Source organism: Gardnerella sp. Marseille-Q9185 (assembly GCF_046508745.1).
Classification (GTDB): Bacteria; Actinomycetota; Actinomycetes; order Actinomycetales; family Bifidobacteriaceae; genus Bifidobacterium; species Bifidobacterium greenwoodii.
The window spans coordinates 491599-515138 of the sequence record NZ_JBKFWK010000001.1 but is presented as its reverse complement, the minus strand read 5'-3'; the positions used below and the strand labels follow the sequence as shown (position 1 = coordinate 515138).

At 46.6% G+C, this 23540-nt stretch carries 23 protein-coding genes and 1 tRNA gene; 12 read left to right on the top strand and 12 right to left on the bottom strand.

Going from position 1 to position 23540, the window contains the following annotated elements:
* Nucleotides 1-18: 18 nt before the first annotated feature.
* Nucleotides 19-765: a Bax inhibitor-1/YccA family protein gene (locus tag ACLD5M_RS02010; protein ID WP_410314467.1), complete on the bottom strand. Its 747-nt coding sequence runs from the start codon at nucleotides 763-765 to the stop codon at nucleotides 19-21.
* Nucleotides 766-937: 172 nt separating this feature from the next.
* Between ACLD5M_RS02010 and ACLD5M_RS02005 the strand changes: the two genes are divergently transcribed.
* Both ACLD5M_RS02005 and miaA read left to right on the top strand, forming a co-directional pair.
* Nucleotides 938-1768, top strand: coding sequence for a GTP pyrophosphokinase family protein (locus ACLD5M_RS02005; protein ID WP_410314466.1), 831 nt, complete (start codon nucleotides 938-940; stop codon nucleotides 1766-1768).
* Between the two features lie 77 nt (nucleotides 1769-1845).
* Nucleotides 1846-2841 carry a tRNA (adenosine(37)-N6)-dimethylallyltransferase MiaA gene (gene miaA / locus ACLD5M_RS02000; RefSeq protein WP_004135474.1) on the top strand — a complete coding sequence of 332 codons (996 nt, stop codon included), beginning with the start codon at nucleotides 1846-1848 and terminating at the stop codon, nucleotides 2839-2841.
* Between the two features lie 85 nt (nucleotides 2842-2926).
* Here miaA and ACLD5M_RS01995 read toward each other — a convergent pair whose 3' ends face one another.
* The 3 genes from ACLD5M_RS01995 to trxA form a co-directional block, all read right to left on the bottom strand.
* A complete protein-coding gene (locus ACLD5M_RS01995) occupies nucleotides 2927-4531 on the bottom strand; it encodes an MDR family MFS transporter (protein WP_410314465.1) in 1605 nt (534 codons plus the stop codon).
* A gap of 181 nt (nucleotides 4532-4712) precedes the next feature.
* Nucleotides 4713-5702 (bottom strand): G5 domain-containing protein, encoded by a 990-nt coding sequence (locus tag ACLD5M_RS01990; RefSeq protein WP_004136863.1) that lies wholly within the window; start codon nucleotides 5700-5702, stop codon nucleotides 4713-4715.
* Nucleotides 5703-5848: 146 nt separating this feature from the next.
* Nucleotides 5849-6193 carry a thioredoxin gene (gene trxA / locus ACLD5M_RS01985; RefSeq protein WP_004127552.1) on the bottom strand — a complete coding sequence of 115 codons (345 nt, stop codon included), beginning with the start codon at nucleotides 6191-6193 and terminating at the stop codon, nucleotides 5849-5851.
* A 127-nt stretch (nucleotides 6194-6320) separates the two neighbouring features.
* Between trxA and serS the strand changes: the two genes are divergently transcribed.
* The 5 genes from serS (at nucleotide 6321) to rsmD (ending at nucleotide 11777) form a co-directional block, all read left to right on the top strand.
* The gene (serS, locus tag ACLD5M_RS01980) at nucleotides 6321-7607 is read left to right on the top strand and encodes a serine--tRNA ligase (RefSeq protein ID WP_004127549.1); all 1287 of its coding nucleotides are present in this window, start codon (nucleotides 6321-6323) and stop codon (nucleotides 7605-7607) included.
* Between the two features lie 76 nt (nucleotides 7608-7683).
* Nucleotides 7684-7768 (top strand) — tRNA-Ser (locus ACLD5M_RS01975).
* A gap of 251 nt (nucleotides 7769-8019) precedes the next feature.
* Nucleotides 8020-8958 carry a nucleoside hydrolase gene (locus tag ACLD5M_RS01970; RefSeq protein WP_004135482.1) on the top strand — a complete coding sequence of 313 codons (939 nt, stop codon included), beginning with the start codon at nucleotides 8020-8022 and terminating at the stop codon, nucleotides 8956-8958.
* A gap of 60 nt (nucleotides 8959-9018) precedes the next feature.
* Nucleotides 9019-10443: an MFS transporter gene (locus ACLD5M_RS01965; protein ID WP_004135483.1), complete on the top strand. Its 1425-nt coding sequence runs from the start codon at nucleotides 9019-9021 to the stop codon at nucleotides 10441-10443.
* 749 nt (nucleotides 10444-11192) lie between these two features.
* Nucleotides 11193-11777, top strand: a complete 585-nt coding sequence (gene rsmD / locus ACLD5M_RS01960) for a 16S rRNA (guanine(966)-N(2))-methyltransferase RsmD (protein WP_004135484.1) — start codon at nucleotides 11193-11195, stop codon at nucleotides 11775-11777.
* Between the two features lie 9 nt (nucleotides 11778-11786).
* Here the strand turns inward: rsmD and trmD are convergent, their stop codons facing one another.
* The 7 genes from trmD to cysS form a co-directional block, all read right to left on the bottom strand.
* Entirely contained in the window at nucleotides 11787-12608 is an 822-nt protein-coding gene (gene trmD / locus ACLD5M_RS01955) for a tRNA (guanosine(37)-N1)-methyltransferase TrmD (protein WP_004135485.1), read from the bottom strand.
* A gap of 32 nt (nucleotides 12609-12640) precedes the next feature.
* Nucleotides 12641-13240 carry a ribosome maturation factor RimM gene (gene rimM, locus ACLD5M_RS01950; protein ID WP_032837919.1) on the bottom strand — a complete coding sequence of 200 codons (600 nt, stop codon included), beginning with the start codon at nucleotides 13238-13240 and terminating at the stop codon, nucleotides 12641-12643.
* Nucleotide 13241: 1 nt separating this feature from the next.
* The gene (locus ACLD5M_RS01945) at nucleotides 13242-13475 is read right to left on the bottom strand and encodes an RNA-binding protein (protein ID WP_004105376.1); all 234 of its coding nucleotides are present in this window, start codon (nucleotides 13473-13475) and stop codon (nucleotides 13242-13244) included.
* 2 nt (nucleotides 13476-13477) lie between these two features.
* On the bottom strand, nucleotides 13478-13960 hold the full coding sequence (gene rpsP, locus ACLD5M_RS01940; RefSeq protein WP_004135488.1) for a 30S ribosomal protein S16: 483 nt from the start codon (nucleotides 13958-13960) through the stop codon (nucleotides 13478-13480).
* 147 nt (nucleotides 13961-14107) lie between these two features.
* A complete protein-coding gene (locus tag ACLD5M_RS01935) occupies nucleotides 14108-15211 on the bottom strand; it encodes an endonuclease/exonuclease/phosphatase family protein (protein WP_410314464.1) in 1104 nt (367 codons plus the stop codon).
* A 35-nt stretch (nucleotides 15212-15246) separates the two neighbouring features.
* Nucleotides 15247-16923, bottom strand: coding sequence for a signal recognition particle protein (gene ffh, locus ACLD5M_RS01930; protein ID WP_410314463.1), 1677 nt, complete (start codon nucleotides 16921-16923; stop codon nucleotides 15247-15249).
* A 55-nt stretch (nucleotides 16924-16978) separates the two neighbouring features.
* Nucleotides 16979-18604: a cysteine--tRNA ligase gene (gene cysS / locus ACLD5M_RS01925; RefSeq protein ID WP_410314462.1), complete on the bottom strand. Its 1626-nt coding sequence runs from the start codon at nucleotides 18602-18604 to the stop codon at nucleotides 16979-16981.
* A gap of 193 nt (nucleotides 18605-18797) precedes the next feature.
* Between cysS and ACLD5M_RS01920 the strand changes: the two genes are divergently transcribed.
* Nucleotides 18798-20135, top strand: a complete 1338-nt coding sequence (locus ACLD5M_RS01920; RefSeq protein ID WP_019260471.1) for a nicotinate phosphoribosyltransferase — start codon at nucleotides 18798-18800, stop codon at nucleotides 20133-20135.
* Between the two features lie 60 nt (nucleotides 20136-20195).
* Here the strand turns inward: ACLD5M_RS01920 and ACLD5M_RS01915 are convergent, their stop codons facing one another.
* The gene (locus tag ACLD5M_RS01915) at nucleotides 20196-20525 is read right to left on the bottom strand and encodes a DUF3039 domain-containing protein (RefSeq protein WP_004135497.1); all 330 of its coding nucleotides are present in this window, start codon (nucleotides 20523-20525) and stop codon (nucleotides 20196-20198) included.
* A gap of 163 nt (nucleotides 20526-20688) precedes the next feature.
* Here ACLD5M_RS01915 and coaD point away from each other — a divergent pair, with 163 nt between their 5' ends.
* From coaD to rpmF, 4 genes are all read left to right on the top strand, one after another.
* Nucleotides 20689-21279, top strand: a complete 591-nt coding sequence (coaD, locus tag ACLD5M_RS01910) for a pantetheine-phosphate adenylyltransferase (protein WP_019260472.1) — start codon at nucleotides 20689-20691, stop codon at nucleotides 21277-21279.
* A 15-nt stretch (nucleotides 21280-21294) separates the two neighbouring features.
* On the top strand, nucleotides 21295-22332 hold the full coding sequence (locus ACLD5M_RS01905) for a hypothetical protein (protein WP_410314461.1): 1038 nt from the start codon (nucleotides 21295-21297) through the stop codon (nucleotides 22330-22332).
* Entirely contained in the window at nucleotides 22333-22962 is a 630-nt protein-coding gene (locus ACLD5M_RS01900; RefSeq protein WP_410314460.1) for a YceD family protein, read from the top strand.
* A gap of 122 nt (nucleotides 22963-23084) precedes the next feature.
* Nucleotides 23085-23279 (top strand): 50S ribosomal protein L32, encoded by a 195-nt coding sequence (rpmF, locus tag ACLD5M_RS01895; protein WP_004127492.1) that lies wholly within the window; start codon nucleotides 23085-23087, stop codon nucleotides 23277-23279.
* Nucleotides 23280-23540 lie beyond the last annotated feature (261 nt).

The window sequence follows — 23540 nt, the reverse complement described above, 5'->3', positions numbered from 1 at the left end:
TTTAGAAAATCAGAACTACTAATCTCTGTTATTCCCAAGCAGCTGCAGCAAATAAATGAACATGTTAATGAAGTCCAAATAAAGCTGGAAAGCGCAGAAAATCGACAGCTTCTTAACCATTTCTGGCTGATTTGCGTACTGTTCAAGAAGAGAACGCGTTGCTTGCGCATCGTAAGCGGTTAGACCAGCAAAAATCAGGATTCCAATAGCCGCAACAATTCGCAATACGCCCGCACCAGGAGCGACGAACATCAAAATAACTTGTGTAATAACTAACGCAATAAGCGCAACCATAAGAATTGGTCCAGCTTTAAGTAGATTCATCTTCGTAGTCAGCGCAAGCATAGTCAAGCAAAGGAAGAATCCTGCAGTTAACGCAAATACGAGCGCAATCGAACCTAAGCTAAACACCATAAAAATAGTGCTGAGCGTAAAACCGGTTAGAGCAGAATAAACGTAAAACAGAACGCGCGCTGTAGTAGTGCTCATTTTCATAATGCGAGTGCCCATAAAAACGGATATGATAATTTGCGCGCCGATTAGCAAAATCCAACCCCAGCCGCGAGTTGCAAGCATAAATTGCAAGAATAAATTACTGGTTTGCGTAAACATTGCAACTAGTGCAGTCACAGCAAGACCAATCGTCATTTCACCGTAAGTGCGACCTACAGAAATTCTTTTTGCTTTTTCAAAAGCGTAAGTAGCATTAGTGTCGATTACTTCAGGAGCGCTCGCTCCGTAATAATCTTGCGTAAAGTTTGTCATAATTTCTCCTTAACAGCTGTGAAATAAAACGCTGTCAAGACAACGTTCTCATAATATTTTAGCTGATGCATCTTAAAAAATGCTAAAAAATGTAACGTAATTTAGTACTTTTGCACAAATAGACTATAGATTAACCTACAGTTTAGCAGTTTCTCGAGTATTATAGAAAGACGTGATACTTGATCGTCATAATCGCGTAAACGCAGCAGAATTGTACGCCCGCCTTCATAGCAACGAAGCAATTAGTGAGCAGGGCGTTGAAAATAACACTAATACAAATACGCACGAGCAGCACGAACACGAGCACGCTTCGCATAATTGCCCAAACTGCGGCAAATCAAACTCCCCAATGCTGCCGGAAGATCAAATCGACGAATTCGTAAACATGATGCAAGTTTACGAAGGCGCAATGTACGAAATCAGCACAAAGCTTGAGATTCTCGACAGCGAATTCCAGGTGCGCTTCTCTCATGACCCAATTCACCACATGGAGCGCAGACTTAAATCGGTCCACTCTATTTTTGAAAAGCTGCAGCGCCGTAATCTGGAAATTTCTATGCGCTCTATACGCGACAATCTTTTCGACGTTGCTGGCATTCGCGTCATCTGCAATTATTGCGACGACGTATACTCCGTAGCGCAGTACCTTTCTAAACAAACAGATATTCAGGTGCTGCGAGTCAAGGATTATATTAAAAATCCTAAGCAGAACGGATACCGCAGTTTGCACGTGATTTACGCCGTGCCTGTATTCTTGTCGTCGGGCGCGCATTATACGCCGGTTGAAGTGCAGTTCCGCACAATTGCAATGGATTATTGGGCTAGTTTGGAACATGCTTTGCGATATAAATCCGGCTTGCCGGACGCAAAGTTGGCCGAGCACTCGCAGACTTTGCTTGATTGCGCACGCAGTTTGCAAAATATTGAGGCGCAGATGCAGGGCATTCACCGCGATATTAACGGCGCTCCTCGCGCTGAAGAAGCACCAAATAGCAGGGCGTAAGAATAGTTTCAGCAGCCTCGGGATTATAATATTTAAGATAAATCTGATTTGTATGCGCGTAAGTTGAGGAGCGTGACGTGGCGGAAAATAAGCAAAATCACGTGCCGAAAGTGATTTCAATCGTAGGACCTACAGCTTCCGGCAAAACGGGTCTTGGTATTGCGCTGGCAAAAAAACTAGCTGAACGCGGCGTGCGCGCGGAAATCATCAATGCAGATGCGTATCAAATGTACCGTTACATGGATATTGGTACGGCGAAGGCGAGCACTCAAGAGCAGGCGGAAGTGCCGCATCATTTGCTGGATATTATCGATCCAGAGGAAACTATGACAGTCGCGCGCTTTCAAGATCTTGCGCAAAAGTGCATTCGTGAGCTGCAGTCGCGCGGTGTGAGACCGATTTTAGTTGGCGGTTCGGGATTGTATGCGCGTGCTGCAGTGGATGATATTACATTCCCTGGTACGGATGCGTCTATTCGTGCAGCTTTAGAAGAGCGCGAGCGCAAAGAGGGTGCGGGTGCGCTGTTTGATGAGTTGCAAAAGAAGGATCCTGTTGCCGCGGCTCATATGGATGCGCGCAATCCGCGACGTACTATTCGTGCGCTTGAAGTGATTGAGCTTACCGGAAAGCCTTATTCTGCAACGCTTCCGCGCTATAAATACGTGATTGATTGCCTGCAAATTGGTTTAGATTTAAAGCGCGAGGATTTAGACAAGCGCGTGGATTTGCGTACACAGCTGATGCGAGAACAGGGGTTTGTGAACGAAGTGCGCGCAATTCGCGGTAGATTAGGTGTGACTGCAGCTCGTGCTCTCGGCTACCAGCAGATTATGGATTATTTGGATGGCGTGTGGAGCGAGGATGAGGCTTTTGAGGATATTGCACAGAAGACTCGTAGGCTTGCGCGAAAGCAGATGGGCTGGTTTGGGCGAGATGCGCGCATTCATTGGTTGGATGCTCTGCGTCCGGATCTTGCGGATGCTGCGCTCGCGTTAGTTGATGCTGCAGATGCGGGGGAGTTTGATAACGAAGACGCTGGTGCGACTCAGCATCATCTTGGATTTGTGCAGTAAATGCTGTGCTTAAAACGAAAGTCGACATAAACAGCGCAACGCTGAGTAGTTTTGGCCGCCTGCACGCTATTTAGTTGCACGCTATTTAGTATTGATGATGCGTGTGATCGTGCATAACATCGTGGTGCTCTGTTGCGTGAGGAATATGCATTACGCGCATTCGATTAATCGCCCTGCGTGCAAGATTATGAGCCGATCCTGCTCCTTCACCTTTAACACCAAAAATGACCAGTAGTGCCATAACAGCGGTAATAATCGCGCTAATGCGTAGCGTCCACTGCACGCCAAAAATACTGGCAGCAACATCTGCTGCGTGACCGCTTCCAGTAACGGTATGATGCCACGTTGTTAGAACCGTCATTGTAACTACCAGCACAGGAGCGCCAATCGCACCCCAAAGCTGACGCATAGTATTAGTTACAGCCGATCCATCGCCAAGCTCTTCGGGTTTCAAGCAATTAAGCGACCAGGTTGTTATTGGCATAAGCAAGAATCCCATACCAATTTGGCGAGTGAATTGCCAAATAGAAATCCACCAAATCCAAGTATTCATGTCAATAAGACTCATCATTACAGTGCCAAAAAGCAGAATAATAGAGCCTGCCATTGCAACTGGTCTAACTCCAAAACGATCCAGCATGCGTCCGCCAAAATACTGCGAAATCGCCATTCCAAAAGCGCCCGGAAGTAGAATCAGACCGCTCATAGTGGCAGAAAAACCGCGGTCGGACTGAATATAAAGCGGAATAAGCACCATAATCGAGCTAAAAGCGAAGAAAGTTAAGCATGCGCAAATTGTGCCGATCATAAAGTAGCGGTTTTTAAGTACGCTAAGTCCAAGAAGGGGAGTGTGACCGCGCTTTTGCGCTCGCAACTGTCTTATAACAAACCACGCAATTCCCAAAGCTCCAACAAGCATAGGAACCCAAGAAAGTGGGTGTGTAATTCCGCATCCTTCAATATTAGTGAAGCCGAACATAAGTCCGCCAAAACCAATAATCGAAAGACCAACCGAGAAGAAGTCGGCGTGAGCGTTAGGGTCGTGTTCGCCAAAATTATGCAGGAAAAGAAGCGATAAAATCACGGAAATTACGCCGATAATTGTAAGAGAGCAGAAGATTGATCGCCATCCGTTAATATCAGTTTGCAATCCGCCAATAGTAGGGCCGATTGCTGGAGCAATGCTCATTGCCATACCGACACTACCCATAGCCATGCCGCGTCTAGTAACAGGGAATACGGAGAAGACGGTTATTTGCAAAACAGGCCACATTACGCCAGTGCCAATCGCTTCGAGAGCGCGGCCAATAAGTGCCATCATAAAATCGTTACTTAGCCACGCAAGAACTGAGCCGATTGTAAAAAGAAGCATGGAAGTAATAACAATTTGACGCGTTGAAAAGCGGCGAGTTAAGAACGCTGTAAGTGGCACCATAATTGCCATAATCAGCTGGAAAATAGAGGTTAGCCACTGGCCTGTTGTAACACTTATGCCAAATTCTTGCACGATCGTTGGAAGAGCTGCCGTAAGTTGCAGTTGCGCAAAATTGCCTATGAAGGTAATAAACGTAAGAATTGCAAGGGAAATTAGTGCAGGTTTAGTAAGACGATTATTGCGGTATGCTTCTTCTCCTGCCAAAGCATGGCTGAGATTACGGCTTTCAGAAGATAGCCAATTTGCTATTGCCACAATAAGATCCTTTTCTGTTCTAAAGCTAGAAAGCGTGTAAAATCAACGTGTAAAATCAACGCGCTAAACAAGAGTACGTAGTCAGCGTGCGTAGTCAGCGTAATGAACTGCCTTGCGGAACCGGCTTGCGGAACCTACTTGTTTTAGCGCAAATTATATTTAAAAATTAAAATTGCTTAAATCAGTAGCTGCGGTAGGAAAGCCAGTGCTGATAAGCTCCCTGAATAGAACCGTAGCGGCCGTTGCAGTAATTCCAGAACCAGCGAAGCTGAGTCTGGTAATTCGTGGCCCAGTCAGCACCCGCAGAAGCCATCTTTCCGCCCGGCAAAGCTTGAGGCAAGCCGTAAGCTCCAGAAGGATTCATAGCATTTACTCTCCAGCCTGATTCATGAGAAATAATGAACACTGTAGCTGTAAAGTCTGCTTCGCTATAACCGTTGGAAATAAGCCAGTCGTGAGCCCATTGCTGCATTTCGCCAGCTGGAACTGTAGTTCCAATAGAAGCAGCTAATCCAAGATTTGCCGAAGCGCCACCAGTTCCAACAAGAATAACCTTGTCTTTTGGAGCTTTCTTTACGTAGGAAGCAAAAACGTTGGAAGAAACAACTTTACCTTTTGTGCGCGTAACTATTTTTGCTGTTTCCATAACGCCGTCAGCGCCCTGGCTTTGCACTTTTTCAGTACCTTTTGGAAGAGCTGCTGTTTCTTTTTTCACAACGTTAAAAGCAATCGGATCGTCGGAAGTTTCGAGCTTTGCTCCGGCGCGATTGATTGTAATAACGGTTGATTCGTCAACTTTTGTGTTAAGTGAAGGCGTTACAACATCGTGCGGCTCAAGAGTAATATCGCCAGCGTCTAAAACTGATTTTACGTCGGTAAAATTAGTGCCTAAAATCGTGCGATGATGTCCGTTTATAACAACGTTTATATATGAAGTTGCGCTTTTAGTGAAAACATCTCGAGCAGCGCCACGAGAAACTTGCGTGGAATCAGTTGCAGAATACGAAGTGACAGGTGCTGCGTGCTCTTTAGATGAAGTGTAAAAGCCGCGAGAAGTAAAGCCGAGTGCCACCAAAGATACGGAGCTCACAATAATCGCACCAAACTTAGCCCACTGACGTAAACTGAGCGAACTAAGCGTAACGGTATGCTTGCGGTGACTGGTGGCCATAAATCTCCCTTTGTTGAGTAAACGCAATCAAAATAAATAGCACAATCGAGAGCTTGACTGCGAATAACCAAGTTGGCAAATAACCAAAGTTATTAATATTCTAGTAGCACGTAAAGAGAAGGGCGCTATTTCAACGTTTATTAATTTCAGTCTTCTGAATCGTCGTCCGTTACAAGTTCTTTTGCTTTTGAAACTACCAACTCTAATTCGTTAGCAGTTATAGCACCTTGGTGATTCCAAACCAATCCACCATTTTTTATGACCTGAATAGTTGGAATAGAATGGATTTCTGCTTCTTCTGCTATTTGCTGATTTTCGTCAATGTCGATTTTAACAAAAGCAATATCTGGATGATTATTGCTTACAGATTCAAAAATTGGACCAAATGAACGGCACGGACCGCACCATGTTGCCCAAAAGTCAACGAAAACGATTTCGTTAGACTTAATAATAGACATAAAATCTTCCTGGCTTGCGTGAATAACTGCCATTTTTTCTCCTATCTTTAGTCTGTTTATATAAGTATACCCCATGTATTTATTGCATACTTATCTGTATATTTATCTGCATACTTGCCTGTATATTTATCTGTCGCCTTGCGGCACTAGGCTAGAGTGCATGCTTGATATTCAATTTATTCGTGAACATGCAGACGTAGTTAAGGAATCGCAGCGCAAGCGTGGTGAGTCCGTTGAACTCGTTGATGAAGTGTTGCGCAATGACGATTTGCGCCGTGATGCTCTTAAGGCTTTTGAAGCTGCTCGCGCTGAGCAGAAGGCGATTGGTAAGAAGGTTGCTTCTGCTCCTGCGGAAGAAAAAGCCGCGCTTATTGCAGAAACTAAGGAATTGGCTCAAAAGGTGGCTGAGTATAAGGTTGAATCCGAAAAAGCTACTGCCGACTACACAACCGCAATGTGGAAGCTTTCTAACATCGTTGAAGATGAGGCTCCAGAAGGCGGCGAAGACGACTACGTGGTCGTTAAGAAGGTTGGTACGCCTCGCGATTTTGCGGCTGAAGGTTTCGAGCCAAAGGATCATTTAACTCTTGGAACCGGCGTTGCTGGAATTGATATGCGTCGCGGTGTAAAGGTTGCAGGCTCTCGCTTCTACTTCTTGCGTGGCGCTGTGGCTCGCTTGCAAATCGCAATGCTCACTATGGCTGTAGACCAAGCAGAAGAGCACGGTTTTACGCTTGCGATTACTCCAACGCTTGTGCGTCCGGAAGTTATGCGCGGAACTGGCTTCTTGAATTCTCACGCGGACGAGATTTACCGCCTTCGCGAGCCAGATGATCAGTATTTGGTTGGTACTTCTGAAGTTGCTTTGGCTGGTATGCATGAGGATGAGATTCTTGACTTAAGCAACGGCGCTTTGCGTTACTGCGGCTGGTCTAGCTGCTATCGTCGTGAGGCTGGCGCTGCTGGTAAGGATACTTCCGGAATTATTCGCGTGCATCAATTCGACAAGGTCGAGATGTTCGTTTACTGCAAGCAGGAAGATTCTCGCGCTGAGCATCAAAAGTTGCTCGGCATGGAGCAGGAAATGCTGGCTAAGGTGGAAGTGCCTTACCGCATTATTGATACTGCTGCAGGCGATCTTGGTTCTTCTGCGGCTCGCAAGTTTGATTGCGAAGCTTGGGTTCCAACGCAGGGTCGCTACCGTGAGCTTACTTCTACTTCTAACTGCACCGAGTATCAGGCTCGTCGCTTGAATGTGCGCGAACGCATGGAAGATGGCGGAACTCGTCCAGTAAGCACTTTGAACGGCACTTTGGCTACTACGCGCTGGCTTGTGGCTATTTTGGAAAATCATCAGCATGAAGATGGTTCGATTGATATTCCAAAGGCAATGCAGGCTTATATGGGCGGTAAGGAAGTTATTGAACCTACGAAGTGGGAAGCGTGAGAGTCGCGTTCCACGCGTAATGATATGCTTAACCCCTGTGCGTTAAGAGCGTATTAGTTGCGTTTGCGCACAGATTGGATGGGTGTCCGAGCGGTCTAAGGAGACGGTCTTGAAAACCGTTGTAGGGAAACCTACCGCGAGTTCGAATCTCGCCTCATCCGCAAGCAGGGCTTCTAGTAAATCGCTAGAAGCCCTTTTTTCATGCCGTTTGCGTCAGATTTCTTGCGATCCCGACAGAAACGACTCAGCTGTGAGTAGTTTATGTCACTTTTGTATTGTGTAGAAATTTTATTGCAATAAAGCGTTGTCCTACTATACTTATTCTTGGTCATTTGTTTACGCGTATAGACAAATGTTATGTGACTTATAGTGTCGCACTTGAAAAAATGAATCAGTTTACAAAGGAGTAATAATGACTTCCATAATCCTGGATTGCGATCCTGGTCATGATGATGCCATGGCTATTTTGTTAGCACTTGGCAATCCGAATATCGATTTGATTGGCGTAACAACTGTTGGCGGCAACCAAAGTCTCGAAAAAGTCACGTATAATGCGCGCGCAACGCTGGAAATGGCGCATGCTACTAATATTCCTGTGCACGCAGGCTGCGATCGCCCTATGATTCGTCCGCTGGAAGTTGCGGCTGCAGTCCACGGCGAAACTGGCTTGGACGGCGTAACTCTTCCGGAACCGACGCGCCCATTGGACGAAGGCCACGCTGTAAATTGGATCGTTGACACGATTATGAGCCACGAGCCAGGCACAATTACTCTCGTTCCAACCGGCCCGCTTACGAATATTGCTATGGCTGTGCGCATGGAGCCTAGAATTGTTAGCCGCGTTAAGGAAGTCGTGCTTATGGGCGGCGGCTACCACGTTGGAAATTGGAGCGCGGTTGCAGAGTTTAATATTAAGACGGATCCGGAAGCTGCACACGTTGTGTTTAATGAGGCATGGCCTATTACAATGGTTGGCCTTGATTTAACTCATCAGGCTCTTTGCACGCCGGAAGCTCAAGCAAAGATTGACGCAGTCGGCACGCCTCTTGCCGCGTTTGCCAGCGGTTTGATGGACTTCTTCCGCAAGGCATACCAGAATAATCAGGACTTTATTGATCCGCCTGTGCACGATCCTTGCACTATTGCGTATTTGATTGACCACAGTGTTGTTCAAACTCGTCGCTGCCCGCTTGACGTTGAAATTAAGGGTGATTTGACGCTTGGTATGACAGTTGCGGATTTGCGCGGACCTGAGCCTTCGGCTGACGAGTGCCATACTCAGGTTGCTACGAAGCTTGATTTCAATAAATTCTGGGATTTGATTGTCGACGCGCTTAAGCGTATTGGCTAATTGTACTAAAATTATTGCGGATATTTTTCAAGTATTATCAAATACTGATACGAGGTTATTATGACTGAGGTTTCATCTCCAGCGCCTTCCATGTTAGATAAAGGCGGCCGCTCAATCGTAGCGCTAATGACTGCGCTTCTTGTGGCAATTTTTGCATTCCAGCTCAACGCTTCAATGCTGTCTCCAGCATTGGCAACGATGACAAAAGAGCTTCACACAACCGATACGCAAATCGGCTTAACTCAAACGGTATTCTTCACTGCAGCAGCTTTGTTCTCGCTGTTTTTGCCGCGATTAGCTGATCTAGTTGGTCGTAAGAAGGTGCTTATTGGCATTTTAATTTCTACGATTTTAGGCTGCGTTGTTTCAGCTCTTGCTCCAGACGTTAACATTTTGATGATTGGCCGTATTTTGCAAGGTGCGTCTGGCCCTGTGGTTCCAATGTGCTTGATTATGCTGCGCGTTCGCGTTGCTGAAGAAAAGCGTTACGCAAGATTGATGGCAATCTTAACTTCTGTAAACGGCGGTATTGCAGGCGTTGACGCCCTTCTTGGCGGATGGCTTGCTGGCAATTATGGATTCCGTTCCGTATTCTGGACCATGGCCGGTATTGCTGTTGTTGCAGTTGTTATGGTTGTGCTTGCTGCGGATGAATCTCACGCTGAAGAAACGCCGCGAATGGACTGGCTGGGCGTTATAACTCTTGGTATTGCGTTCTTGGCAGCATATCTTGCAATTAATGAGATTGATAAGCTTGCTTCCGCAAACTTGACTATGATTGCAGGACTTGTGGTTGTGGCTGTTGTGTTCTTCGTTGTGTTCTGGAAGATTGAGGGCAATAGTGCAGCTCCGCTTGTTTCTACGCATTACATGAAGCAGCGTCGTACGTGGGGTCTTCTTTCTTGCACGCTTTTGACGATGACTGGCGTATTCGCTTTGATGAACGGCGTTGTGCCGCAGCTTGCGCAGGATGCGAAGGCTGGTGCGCATTTGGGTGCTGATGTTGTGAGCTTTGCAACGCTTACACCTTACGCAATTATTGGATTCCTGTTCGGACCTATTGCCGGTATTTTGGCCGCAAAGTTTGGATACCGTTTGGTGCTTCGCGTGGGAATTTTGTTGAGCATGGTTGGTGTGCTTTTTGGCATTTATGTTGCTGGAGTTCCTTCTGTGTGGGCTCTTGTAGTGCTTTCGCTCGCTATGGGCGTAAGCTACGCTGGTATTTCCAACATTATGCTTAACGGACTTGGTATTGTGCTTTCTCCAAAAGATAATCCAGGCTACTTGCCAGGCATGAATGCTGGAGCGTTTAACTTGGGTGCTGGCTTGAGCTTTGCAATTCTTTACGCTGTGATGACAAATGTTGCAGGAACTAATGGTGCAACAGGCGGATACATGGCTTCTATGGTTGCGGGCATTGTGTTGCTTGCACTTGCGTTTGCTTGCTCCTTCTTAATCCCGAATCCTGAAGAAGTAAATAAGTAAGTTAAGTAGTGTTGTTTTTGACTGCAAACGCCGGGGAATTTTCTCCGGCGTTTGTTGTTGCGTGACGACTTTCTGAGCTATTAGACTGTGGCGCGAGTTTATTTTCGTTATTCTTGGCTTTCGTCTATGAGTTTTGTAACTGATTTTGTTCTCTGGTTTTGACGAGGCTAGAAAATTTGTGTTTGCGTGCGTGTTTACGGTGGTTATGAGATGTGGCTGTGAGAGATAGGAATTACTTGTCTCGCAGCGCTACGCTCTTATACCTTATTTAGACTTAAAGGTTGCATAGTTAAGTTTAGTTTTTTACTTACTTTCTTTCAAAAATAGTTATTTATCAAAAAGATATTACTATCGCTCCGCTTTTATATTGCTCGATCAAGCAATTCCTATCTCTCACTCGTAAATTCACACACCGTTGTTTTTGGTGTGGTAGGAAGAGTGCTTGGCGTAGTGTGCGCTGCAGCAATAATGCTAATGTTCGCTAATCAACAGGAATCAACGTTGCCTCGCTCAGTGCGAAAAATCTCAAATCTCACCGCGCTGGTATTCGTACACTAAAGTCGCAAAACAAACTGTGGGTTGGTGTGTGGTATATGTGCCTGGTGTGATGTGTGCAGTAGCAATGATGCTAGTGTTCTTTAAGCAATAAATACTTAACGTAAGCAGAGCAATACTGCAAAGCTACAGGAACATTTGCAGGAAAATGCGCGGCATTTGTTTCCTTTTGAGGTTACAGCTAAGCTAGAAGTATGCATATTATTGCGGGACGTTTCAAATCTTTGCCACTTACTTCGGCGCAATCTTGCACACGGCCGACCACAGATCGCACGAAAGAAGCCATATTTTCTAGGCTTGATTCGTGGGATGTTATGCACAATGCTCGCGTTCTTGATTTATTCGCCGGCACAGGTGCGTTAGGAGTTGAGGCACTATCTAGAGGCGCGCGCGAGCTGGTTTCGGTTGAAGCGAACGCTCAGGCTGCGTCTCTTATACTTCGTACGGCGAAGACCTTGCAGAGTTCAAAATCTTGGGATTCTGCGCTTTCTATGAGGGTGATTCGAAAGCGCGCGGAGCAGTTCGTTGCAGATTATAGTGGGGAAGCGTTCGAGCTGATTTTTATTGATCCGCCTTATGCTTACGAAACTTCGGATTGTGAAAGTTTATTGGCTTCGATGATTACTAGTGGCGTTGCTAGTGTTGCGGCAGACACGCTGATTGTGCTTGAACGCAGCGCGCGTAGCGTCGCTCCGGCGGTTCCTGAGGGTTGGGAGCTGTTTGACACGCGCAATTACGGCGAAACTGCTGTGCTGTTTATTCAGCCTTCTCGCGACTAATCTTATTTTTCATAAGGTTTTGCGAGGGTGCTCGCCGGAAACTTCCCAGCCGAGAGCCATCAGCGTTTTTCGATCCGCTTTATCTAGCGCGCGGCAGTCAAGTCGCTCAATTAAATCCGGTCGAATCTCGCTAGTACGCGAAATCGCTTCGTCTCGGCGGAATCTGTCTACCTTCGCATGATTTCCAGAAGTCAGCACTTCCGGAACGCTTATACCGCGCCAAGTAGTCGGCCGCGTGTACTGATGATGCTCCAACAGTGCATCCGCACCAGTATAAGACTCTTCAACAATCGACTCAGGATTTCCCATAAACCCAGGAATTAGGCGCGTAATCGCCTCAAGCATAACGCTTACTGCCACTTCGCCGCCGTTAAGCACGTAGTCACCAATCGAATATTCGCGCACGTCGATGCCTTTTGCGCGGTAATATTCCGGAATTCTAGCGTCGTAGCCTTCGTAGCGGCCGCATCCAAATAGCAAATGATTAGCGTGACTTAATTCCGTTGCATCTTTTTGCGTAAATAGTGGGGCAGAAGGGTTTGGGAAAATAAGAATTGGTAAATCTTGCGTATCTTGCGAATCCTGCGCATTTTTCTGATTCGGCAAATTCAGCAGCTCGTCTAAGCATTCAGCCCAAACTTCCGGCTTCATAACCATCCCGGCTCCGCCGCCAACAGGAGTATCGTCAACTGACTGATGCACATCGTGAGTCCACTTTCGCAAATTGTGTGCGCGAATCTGCAGAAGGCCGTTATTTTGCGCCTTGCCAAGCAGACTTAAATCGAGCATTTGAAAATACTCGGGAAATACTGAAACAATATCGATGTCCATCATAATGCACTCTACTACGGAAACTACGGAAACTACGAAAGCCCTGGAATTAAGCCGCCTGGAGGGTCAATAGTCAAATACCCTTCATCAACGTCAACCTCCGGCACAAGCGCCTCAACAAATGGCACAAGCGCAGTCTTATTATCGTCGTCAACCGGATTATTTAAGCGGATTTTTAGCAAAGATTGCGCACCGTCGAGCACATCCACAACTTTTCCAATAGTGCAAGCCGGCAGCCCCAGCTGATTTTCCTCGCAAAGCCGCGCTTGTAAACCGACCAAATCCTTAATATACCAAGCATTTTCGGCAGCAAGTTCTTGCGAATCTTCTGCAGGCGCATACAATTCCAAGCCATTAAGAGCTTCAGCGTCGTTGCGATTTTGTGATTCTTCAAACAGCAGAATCCAGCGATTTTTAAAAGTTCGTGCGCGCTCAATAACAAACTCGCGCTCGCCGTCGGCAGTGCATAACACGTTTCCAGGCTCGAAACGTTCGTAAGGTTCGTCGGTAAAGACTTGTACAGTTACTTCGCCTTTTAAACCTTGGGCTTTGCCGATACGACAAACCCTCAGCAGGTCATTACGACTTTGCTGAGGGTTGTCAAAAGATTGTTGGTCTAAGGCCACGTTCATCTCACTTACGTACGTCCATAATGTCTACGCGCACATTGTGATTGCTTAAAGCTTGCACAACAATGCGAATAGCATTAGCAGTACGACCGTTTCGGCCGATTACACGGCCAATGTCTTCAGGATTCACGCGCACGCGCAGCAGTTCGCCGCGAGCGTTTTCGTGAGAACGCACCGACACATCATCTGGAAAATCCACGATGTTTTTAATGAGATGTTCCACAGCTTGAGCCAGCATGATTACTCAGCCTTTTCCTCGGCTTCGGCAGCTTCAGCGGCCTCTGCTGGTGCTTCAGCTGGAGCTTCTTCAGCTTCGTTTGCAGCAGCTTCTGCTGCGGCCTTTGCCTTTGCAGCGGCTTCAGACTTAGCGGCCTTCAACTTCTGAGCTTCAGCTTCAACAGCCTCAACGCGAGCCTGTGCATCTGGGCCAGCTTCGGAAGTCTTCAAAGTACCTTCAGCGCCGTCAAGACCCTTGAACTTCTGCCAGTCACCGGTGATCTTCAAGAGCTTCAACACTGGTTCGGTTGGCTGTGCGCCAACGCCAAGCCAGTACTGTGCTCGCTCAGAATCAATCTGAATCATAGATGGCTGCTTGTTTGGATCGTAAACGCCGATCTCTTCAATGGACTGACCGTTGCGCTTGTTGCGCGAATCAGAAATGACCACGCGGTAGAAGGCATAGAACTTCTTGCCGAGTCGCTTAAGACGAATCTTGGTTGCCAAAATGGCTCTCCTTATAACTAGAGTCGCGGAATTTCGTTCGGGTGTGGGGCACTCCTTGCGAGCTTCCACATGTTCCTCACGTGGTCGGGAAGAGGGCGCCGATTCACGCGAATAACTTATCCATTATGCCTGCGCGCTTGGACGTTTTTATTCCAGAGAATATAGGGCGATTGATGCGATGTATGCAAGGTGATCAGTGCCGTCTATTACGGCGTTTTTTTGCCACACTGCTTTGGCGTGCAAGTTTTTTGCGCAAAATAGAACGTGATCAAGAGTAAGATTCGGCCATTTAAGCCAGGTAGGCCAAGTTTTTAGGCGCTTTCCAAGGCAAATAGAAGCGTCTAAAAATCCGGATTTTAAAAGAGAACGAAAACTTGGGTGGTCGATTGCTGAATTAAGATCGCCTGTAAGGATTGTGAGAGTAGATAATTCGCAAGTCTCTGAAGTGCTTGTATTTTCAGTACTTTTTATACTTTTTGAAGTTTTTATAAGATTTGCTAGCGCGCAGATTCCCTCGCTCCAAGCTTTGCACCCGCGCATAGGTGACTTTGGGTGTGCGGAAGCAAAGTTTACGAAAACGTTTGTAGACGCGCCAAAATCTAAGCAAGTTGTAACGCTCGGCACGCTTGCTGCTTCAATTTTTATGGCATTATTGCAAGTAGAAATCGCGGAATATTGTGTAAAAATCGCGTTGAATCCGCCGTTATTGTGCTCGCTTTTGCTACCTACGCAAGAAGTTGGAAAAATTTCGTAAATACCTAGTTTTTCAAGATTTTTTACTAAGGATTCGCTTAATTCTTGTAAAAGTAACGTGTTTACGTTGTATTTTTTCGCAGTTTCGATTATTTGAGATGCGTTTGCTTTTCCGTATCTGCAATTTAGTGTCATTACGCGGATTTCCTGGTAATCTTCCGGCTTTTGTTTTCGCGCGCTTCTAAATCTTCCAAACCAGTACGGCGTATACGACTTAAGTGAAATCAAAAATAGTACCGCGTAAGCAATGCATAAATATGTGTAAGCTTGAGCGAAATTATACGATTGCGGATTTTTAGATGCGTACAGCACTTGCCATTCTGTAGCGAAAATACTAAAGAAAAGCAGTGCCACTACAACATAAGTCGAAAGCGGAAGAAGCGCAATAATATACGGAAGTGGGTTATATTTATCCGCGCCAGCAGGCAGCCACCGAAGCAGCTGCCAGCAAAGAAGCGCCGCAAATATAACCCACAGAATCGCTAATACAAAACTCATCTTCCGAATAGTCGCTTATTTTTACGAGTAATCGCTTATTTTCCAAATAATCCGGCTAATCCTCCGCCGAAGTTAGGTGGAAGTTGATTATCTTGATTCGAATTTTCAGAATTCATAAGCTCTTGTAAGCCTTCAGGAAGATTCTGCGGATTTGGCTGCTGCTTTGCGAAAGCGGAGCCAGCAACGTCGTTACTGCCGCTTCCGGAAGATTCTCCCGAAAGTCGCTCGCGCAACGCGCGCTCCTCAGCCTCGCGGCGCATTGGATTGCCGGACTTTCCGCCCTTCTTCTTCGACTTCTTATCCTTGCGCTTCGACTTTCCGCCAGGGCCGCCAAATCCTGGAATACCGCCCATTCCAGGCATTCCAGCGCCGCCACTCATACGCTTCATCATCTTGGCAGCCTGCTCAAAGCGCTGCAAAAGCGCGTTAACCTTAGAAACGCTTACGCCTGCACCGGCCGCAATACGAGCGCGGCGAGATCCATCAATAATCTTCGTATCTCTACGCTCTTGAGGAGTCATAGAGCGAATAATTGCCTCAGTGCGGTCAATTTCCTTATCGTCAAACTGTTCAAGCTCCTGTCGGTGAGCGGCCATTCCTGGCATCATTCCCAAAAGCTTCTTCATTGAACCAAGCTTACGAACTTGCTGAAGCTGCTCCAAAAAGTCGTCTAAACCAAAGCTTCCTTCAGCAATCTTTTCGGCAGCCTTACGCGATTCTTCCTCGTCGAACTGCTTCTGAGCGTGCTCAATAAGCGTTAAAATATCGCCCATATCGAGTATGCGTGAAGCCATTCGATCCGGATGGAAAATCTCAAAATCCTTCAAACCTTCGCCTGTAGAAGCGAACAAAATTGGCTTGCCGGTAACGCTTGCAACCGAAAGTGCAGCACCGCCTCGAGCGTCGCCATCGAGCTTAGAAAGCACAACGCCCGTAAAGTTTACGCCGTCGTTAAAAGCCTGAGCCGTGCGAACAGCGTCCTGACCAATCATTGCGTCAATAACAAACAGCACTTCTTGAGGATTTACAGCGTCGCGAATATTGCGAGCCTGCTTCATCAAATCCTCATCAACGCCCAAACGACCTGCGGTATCAATAATCACAGTGTCATACATCTTTTCGCGCGCATAATCAATAGAATCGCGTGCAACTTTAACAGGGTCGCCTTTAGTAAACCATGGCAAAGAAATTGCGTTTCCGCCATTTTGCACGCCCTTTTCCGGCGCAAAAACAGGAACTCCAGCGCGCTCGCCAACAACCTGCAGCTGCGTTACTGCGTTTGGACGCTGCAAATCCGCGGCCACAAGCAAAGGAGTGTGGCCGGAATCTTTAAGCCAGTAGCCAAGTTTTCCGGCAAGCGTAGTCTTACCAGCGCCTTGCAAACCCGCAAGCATAATCACAGTAGGCGGGTATTTCGCAAAATTAAGTGGCCTATCAACTCCAGAGCCAAGCACTTTAGTCAACTCGTCGTTAACAATTTTCACAACTTGCTGAGCAGGATTAAGCGCTTGAGACACTTCTTCGCCAAGAGCGCGCTCGCGAATCTGCGCTGTAAAGGAGCGTACAACTTCGAGAGCAACGTCGGCGTCAAGAAGCGCACGGCGAATTTCGCGGATTGTGCCGTCAATATCCGATTCTGAAAGCTTGCCTTTACTACGCAAATGCTTGAAAGCACTAGAAAGGCGGTCTGTTAACGAACTAAATGCTGCCATAATTTTCCTATTCTACCCGCTGTTACTAACGTTGTGTAGCTGTGTGGTTGCTTTCTTACTGCAAATGCCACGAAGATCCTTTAGCGCCGTCTTCAATTACGATTCCGGCGTTATTCAGTGCATCTCTAATTGCGTCTGCTGTAGAAAAATCTTTTGCCTTTCTAGCATCTGCTCTAGCCTGAAGCTGCAAAGCGATTAAAGCGTCCAAAGCCGCGCATTCCTTACTGCTTTCTCCGTTTGCTCCGGTTGCAGAAGATTTATTTGCGTTAGAAGTCCAAGGATCTGCATAAGGATCCAATCCAAGCGCGTCTAGCATAGCGCGCACTTGTAAAACGGCTGTATATAGCAGTTTTTGCGTGCTACTGTTTTGTGCTTGTGCGCAGTCGTCAAGGATTGCGTTACCTTGACGTATTGCTGTGAAGATTGCCGCGTTTGCGCCAGAGACGTTAATATCGTCGTTCATTGCGCGCGTAAAATCTTCCGGAAGCAAGTCTGCATCTACAGATTGCACTTCTTCTCGAGTTGGCGTATTTTCAAGCAATCTGCCAGCTCGCTCAAGGAAGTTTGTAATGCGATCGTAAGCAGATTTTGCTTCTACTAAAGCCTGGTCAGACCATTCCAACATTGCGCGGTATTGCACGGCTCCAAGTGCGTAACGCACAACCCAAGCTGAATTATTCGCCAAAACAACTGGTACGGAGAGACCATTTCCTAAAGATTTAGACATTTTCTCACCCTTGGCTGTAACCCACGCGGAATGCATCCACACATTCGCGCTTTTCCAGCCTGCAGCACGCGTTTGTGCCATCTCGTTTTCGTGGTGAGGGAATCGCAAATCTAATCCGCCGCCGTGAATATCAAAATCGTCTCCAAGATAACGGTGGCTCATAGCCGAGCATTCAATATGCCAACCAGGTCGTCCTTCTCCAAAATGCGTTTTCCAGCGCGCATCCGGCTGGTCGAAATCGCAAGGTGCTTTCCAAAGCGCAAAATCTCTAGGATCGTGCTTGTCTGGGGATGCGTCGGCAGGGTCAGTCGGATTGTAAATATCGTTTCCTGCTGAGTCAACACTTGGGCCTTTTTCGTCTGCAATTGCGGAAGCTTCGTCACCATCAATTTCATTACTATTTTGATTTTGGTGCGTAAGCTCGCCGTAATGCTCCCAGCTTGGCACGTCAAAATAGACGTTTCCAGTAGGATTTCCGGCGCTGTCTTTAATAACATATGCGTGACCGCGCTCAATTAAGCGCTCAATCAGCTCAACCATATCCGTAATATGGCCGGTAGCGCGCGGCTCAACAGTTGGCGGCAAAACTCCCAAAGTGTTGTAAGCTTCAGTAAATTCGCGCTCGTAAATATATGCGCGTTCCCACCAAGTTTGCCCGGCTTCACTGGCTTTTTTCATGATTTTGTCGTCAATATCTGTGACGTTTCTAACGAACGTAACTTTGTATCCTAAACGCAGCATCCATCTGCGTACTACGTCAAAAGCAATTGCCGCGCGAATATGACCAATATGCGGCGAGCTTTGCACTGTAGCGCCGCAAACATACATGCCAACTTGCCCAGGTTTTGCAGGCTTAAACGCGCTTGTTTTGTGTGAAGCAGTGTTGTATAAGCGCAAGTTTTCCGCGGCTTTACTAAGTTTTGTTGTCTCTTCGTTCAAAGTCTTATTAAGCATAATTGATATTATAAATGCTTCTTCATACTCAGAGTGACTTTGAGAAGTTGCATTTCGTGCATCGGCTCTTTAGTTAGCGATACAATTATTGCGATTTGGTTTTAGATTTAGCTTTAGTAATCCAATTAGATTCATATCTACTACTTATCTATTACCTAGCTGTTTTTATTTTGTTCGTTACGAAAGGAATATCATGGCTGAGATTTCATCTGCTCTTATGACGGACATGTATGAATACACTATGCTTGACGCTGCTCTTAAGGACGGCACTGCAAATCGCAAGTGCGTTTTTGAAATTTTTACGCGCCACTTGCCTCAGGGTCGTCGCTACGGCGTTGTTGCCGGAACGGGTCGCATTTTGGAAGAGCTGCAAAAATTCCATCTTTCGGAAGATGATTTGCGTTTCTTAAGTGATCGTAAAATTGTTAGCGCCGAAACTATTAAATGGCTGGAAAATTTCCGATTCCACGGTAAAATTTCCGGTTATCGCGAAGGGGAGATGTTCTTCCCGAATTCGCCAATTTTGCAGGTAGAAGGCACTTTTGGTGAGTGCACTTTGCTTGAAACTGTGCTTCTTTCTGTGCTTAATTACGATTGCGCGGTTGCTTCTGCCGCAGCTCGTATGGTTTCTGCCTCCGCAGGTCGTCCTTGCATGGATATGGGCGGCCGTCGCACAAACGAATATTCTGCAGTTGCTGCATCTAGAGCCGCGGTTATTGGCGGTTTTAAGGGAACTGCAAACTTGTTGGCTGCAAAACTTTACGGATTGAAGGCAATTGGAACCGCAGCTCACTGCTTTACTCTTGTTCACGACACCGAGCGTGACGCTTTTACTTCTCAAATTGCCGCTCTTGGCAAGGGCACTACGCTTCTTGTTGACACATACAATATTGAGGAAGCTGTAAAGACAGCTGTGGAAGTTGCGGGCCCTGATCTTGGCGGAATTCGTATTGATTCTGGAGATTTGTGCGCTTTGGCTCGTCGCGTAAGAAATCAGCTCGACGAGTTGGGTGCTAAAAACACGAAGATTACAGTTACTAACGATTTGGACGAGTATGCTTTGGCTTCCTTGCAAACCGCTCCTGTGGATTCTTATGGAATTGGCACAATGCTTGTAACCGGCTCCGGCGCTCCAACTTGCGCAATGGTTTATAAGCTTACTGAGCGCGAGGGTGCAGATGGCGTTATGCAGCCTGTTGCTAAGAGGTCTAAGAATAAGGCGACTGTGCCTGGGCGAAAATTGGCGTATCGTTCATACGATTACAGCAGCGATTCTTGCGGTGTGGCAGATTGCGAACGCGTGATTTCCGGTTCGGAAGTTGCGCTCGCTCAGTTTAAGCCTGAGGATTCGTGGGAGAATCTGCTGGTTGATTACATGGTTGACGGTGAAGCTGACGAACAGTTTATGGGTCATGATGCGATTATGCGCGCTCAAGATTATTGCGCTTCTGCTTTGAGCCGATTGCCGTTGGCTGCGCAAAGTTTGATGCGCGGAGACCCTGCAATCCCAACTGAAGTACGCGTTTTATAATATAAATTGCGCATTGGCAAAAAGCAGCTTAGCGGCAGCGTTTACTAGTAGCGCTGCTTATTAGAAGTTGAGCTTGCCCATTTCGTCATAAATGCGCTTGCACTCAGGGCATACCGGATAGTCGTTTGCTTCGTGGCGAGGAATCCACACTTTTCCGCATAACGCGACTACCGGTCGCCCTGTTAAGCGCGACTCTTCAACGCGATCTTTAGAAACGTAGTGTGCAAATCGGTCTGCATTCCCACCGTCGTCTAAACGAGCATCTTCATCTACTTCCGGACGCTCAAGTACGGAAGTAGATGTACCTGAACCGGAATCTGGATTAGAGGATTGCGAATCGGCTTCCATAATTGCATTAAGTGTGCTATCTGCTAATAACGTTGAAAGCATTGCGCATCCCTTTCTATAATCATGCCTGACTAAATCTAATCTAATTTAATCAAGCGTCAGTATTAACTAGCATAAAGCATTATTGCAACAAATGCACGAAAACTTTCGCACTCTATTGTGCTATGTGTTTCACTATGAGCTATGTGGGTGATAATCTAAAAGCATGACTATAGCTGTGTGCCCCGGCTCGTATGATCCAGTCACTGCCGGCCATTTAGACGTAATACAACGCTGTACGCATCTATTTGATGAAGTACACGTGCTTGTTGCGGTGAACGCCGCAAAAACACCGTTGTTTTCAGAGTCTGAGCGTGTGCAGATTATTCGAGAAGCTGTGAAAAATTTGCGTAATACGCATAGTAATTGCTCTGATACTAGCGCTGATAATTGCGCTGATGTGTGCTCCTGCAATAACGCAGGAAAAATAGTTGTCTCCTCAACAACAGGCTTAATTACCGACTATTGCAAAAAAGTAGGTGCAACGGCAATCGTCAAAGGCTTGCGTCAAAACGGCGACTATGAAGCTGAGCTTGGAATGGCTTTAGTGAATCGCAAATTAGCTGGAATTGAAACGCTTTTCTTGCCGGCGGATCCAATACTTGAGCATGTTTCAAGCTCCGTAGTTAAAGACGTTGCGCGTCACGGAGGAAATGTTACTGGCATGGTTCCAGATAACGTAATACCCTTATTACAAAAGCTTTTTGCTGAACAAGCTTCAGATCAAAGCAATAATTCAGTTACGCTGAACAATTGAGACAGGAGAGTAGAAATGACAAATAAAGATGAACTTAACAGTGAAACCTCTGGATTAGCAAGCATCGCAAGCGAGCAAGCAGAGGAAAATCACGCTGAAAATAATGCAAAACTGCCGCTTCATCCTATTCTTGCCGACGAAGAAGATGCACAAGATGAGGTTATAAACACAACAGCATCTGAAGAGCAGAATCTTCCTAAAGGTGATTTATTAGTTGATTTAGATGCAGACAACACAGAAACTTCATCTGTTGCAGCAGTTGGAAATGTTTCTGATGCGAATGAAGTTCGTGACATTACAGCAGATAAAGCAAGTCAAAAAGACAAAAGTAGCAAAAAAGCTTCTGCAGCATCGGCATTTTCTGCTTTTCCTCTACCGGATTTGCGAGAGCGTGAAGACGGCGGTGCAATAGATTTTGAAGAAGATGAAGCTCCTTTAGCTGCGCAAACAACTAAAGTAAGTGACGAAGTACGTTCAAAGAGTCGTGCAGAATTTACTACTGTTTACGACATTATTGACTCCATGGAAACAACTCTTTCGGAAGCAAAAAATGTGTTATTTGCTGCTGGAATGGTAAAAATTGATCGCGACGAATTTGTTGATCAGTTAGCTCGTTTGAAAGATATGCTTCCAGTTCAGTTGGAACGCGCGTCTGCATTAATGCGTGAAGCGGAACGACGCTTGCGCACGGCTCAAGCTCAAGCAAATTCCATTGTTTCTTCTGCTCAGTCGCAGTCTGCAGAAATTATTGAAGAAGCTCAGGAGCGTGCGCAATTCTTGGCAGGTCAAGAAAACGTTACGGCTTTGGCAAAGCAGAAAGCTCGCGATATTCTCGATACTGCTCAAGCTAAGTCAGACAAGCTTACCCAGGGTGCAGATCAGTATTGCGCTAATGTTATGGAAGGCTTAAAGACGCAGCTCGATAAGTTGGAACAAGACGTGCAAGCTGGTCGCAGAGTGTTAGAAGAGCGACGCAGGACTGCAAAGCGAGCACAAGACGAGATTAAAGAATCTTTATACGATAATAACGACGAAGACGAAAGGAATGATTAAATGACTTCGCATCCTTCCCAATCACCATGGGCGATTCCAGTAGCGCAAATGGCTGCGCGCGCTGGTAGCAGCATGGCGTTACACCGCGTATTCCCAGCTCCGGAAGGCATTGGAGATTACGTTATTGGTGTAAAACCAGGCAGCGATGTGCATGTTGATGGTGACTTTGATGCTGTTGTTGACGGCCTAATGTTCCAGGGAAGTATTACAGCTCCAGTGCACGCCGAGTGCACGCGCTGTTTGATGCCGCTTCGTCGTGATTGGAAAGTAGATGTGTGCGTTTTCTTCCCTTATGTAGATGAGCGCTCGCAACATGCGGATAATCGCAAGAACCGCAAAGATGTTAACGAAGACGAATCTCAAATTTGGGAAGATAATGACGAGTCGGGAAACGTGTATCCGCTGGTTGGTGGCGGCGATTTTGCTGATATTGAGGCGCTTATTCGCGACACGATGGTAAGCGAGTTGCCTTTGCAGCCGTTGTGTGAGCCAGATTGCCGCGGACTTTGCCCGCAGTGTGGCGAAAATCTTAACGAGCATCCGGAGCATCATCACGATGTTACTGATATTCGATTCGCGGCTTTGGAAGGATTAAAAGCGCAACTTGAGAATGCTGAAAAACGGCATTAATTTTACTCGCGTGAGTAGTTTCGGTCGCGCTAGATTGCGAGCAAATTACGCAATTGTACGGTGCGTGCTGTAATATACAGAACGCTTAAGCTCAATCGTTTGAACGAAATAGAGGAAAAACTATGGCACTGCCTAAATACAAGACCTCGCGTGCTAATACGCATTCGCGTCGCGCTAATTGGAAGGCGTCTGCCGTGCAGACTGTGACTTGCCCGAACTGCGGTTCTGAGGCATTCCCACACATGGCTTGCCCATCCTGCGGAACCTTCCGCGGTCGTGTGTACCGCGAAGCTATTCGCTCGGCGCACAACAACTAGGTTGTATTGAAAAACCCTGCCATCGACGGGTGGCAGGGTTTTCTTTTTTCTTTCGTATTGTTTTAGTTTATATGGCTGTGAGGTTGGGTGTTGCTTGTCTCGCAGCGCTCCAAACGCTAGACAGATTCCCCGCATTTGGAGGGTTTGGTCTGGTGTGGCGCTCCAAACGTGGGAATTTTATCTCGTGTTTGGAGGGTTTGGTCTGGTGTGGCGCTCCAAACGTGGGAATTTTATCTCGTGTTTGGAGGGTTTGGTCTGGTG

Coding starts and splice junctions, on each gene's coding strand:
- ACLD5M_RS01935 (WP_410314464.1), bottom strand. CDS start 15,211: ATGAGTTTTGTATTAGCGATTCTGTGGGTTATATTTGCGGCGCTTCTT.
- ACLD5M_RS01945 (WP_004105376.1), bottom strand. CDS start 13,475: ATGCTGGCTCAAGCTGTGGAACATCTCATTAAAAACATCGTGGATTTT.
- ACLD5M_RS01920 (WP_019260471.1), top strand. CDS start 18,798: ATGGCTGAGATTTCATCTGCTCTTATGACGGACATGTATGAATACACT.
- cysS (WP_410314462.1), bottom strand. CDS start 18,604: ATGCTTAATAAGACTTTGAACGAAGAGACAACAAAACTTAGTAAAGCC.
- coaD (WP_019260472.1), top strand. CDS start 20,689: ATGACTATAGCTGTGTGCCCCGGCTCGTATGATCCAGTCACTGCCGGC.
- ACLD5M_RS01900 (WP_410314460.1), top strand. CDS start 22,333: ATGACTTCGCATCCTTCCCAATCACCATGGGCGATTCCAGTAGCGCAA.
- rimM (WP_032837919.1), bottom strand. CDS start 13,240: ATGAACGTGGCCTTAGACCAACAATCTTTTGACAACCCTCAGCAAAGT.
- ACLD5M_RS01970 (WP_004135482.1), top strand. CDS start 8,020: ATGACTTCCATAATCCTGGATTGCGATCCTGGTCATGATGATGCCATG.
- serS (WP_004127549.1), top strand. CDS start 6,321: ATGCTTGATATTCAATTTATTCGTGAACATGCAGACGTAGTTAAGGAA.
- rsmD (WP_004135484.1), top strand. CDS start 11,193: ATGCATATTATTGCGGGACGTTTCAAATCTTTGCCACTTACTTCGGCG.
- ACLD5M_RS02010 (WP_410314467.1), bottom strand. CDS start 765: ATGACAAACTTTACGCAAGATTATTACGGAGCGAGCGCTCCTGAAGTA.
- ACLD5M_RS01965 (WP_004135483.1), top strand. CDS start 9,019: ATGACTGAGGTTTCATCTCCAGCGCCTTCCATGTTAGATAAAGGCGGC.
- trxA (WP_004127552.1), bottom strand. CDS start 6,193: ATGGCAGTTATTCACGCAAGCCAGGAAGATTTTATGTCTATTATTAAG.
- ACLD5M_RS01905 (WP_410314461.1), top strand. CDS start 21,295: ATGACAAATAAAGATGAACTTAACAGTGAAACCTCTGGATTAGCAAGC.
- ACLD5M_RS01915 (WP_004135497.1), bottom strand. CDS start 20,525: ATGCTTTCAACGTTATTAGCAGATAGCACACTTAATGCAATTATGGAA.
- ACLD5M_RS01990 (WP_004136863.1), bottom strand. CDS start 5,702: ATGGCCACCAGTCACCGCAAGCATACCGTTACGCTTAGTTCGCTCAGT.
- rpmF (WP_004127492.1), top strand. CDS start 23,085: ATGGCACTGCCTAAATACAAGACCTCGCGTGCTAATACGCATTCGCGT.
- ffh (WP_410314463.1), bottom strand. CDS start 16,923: ATGGCAGCATTTAGTTCGTTAACAGACCGCCTTTCTAGTGCTTTCAAG.
- trmD (WP_004135485.1), bottom strand. CDS start 12,608: ATGGACATCGATATTGTTTCAGTATTTCCCGAGTATTTTCAAATGCTC.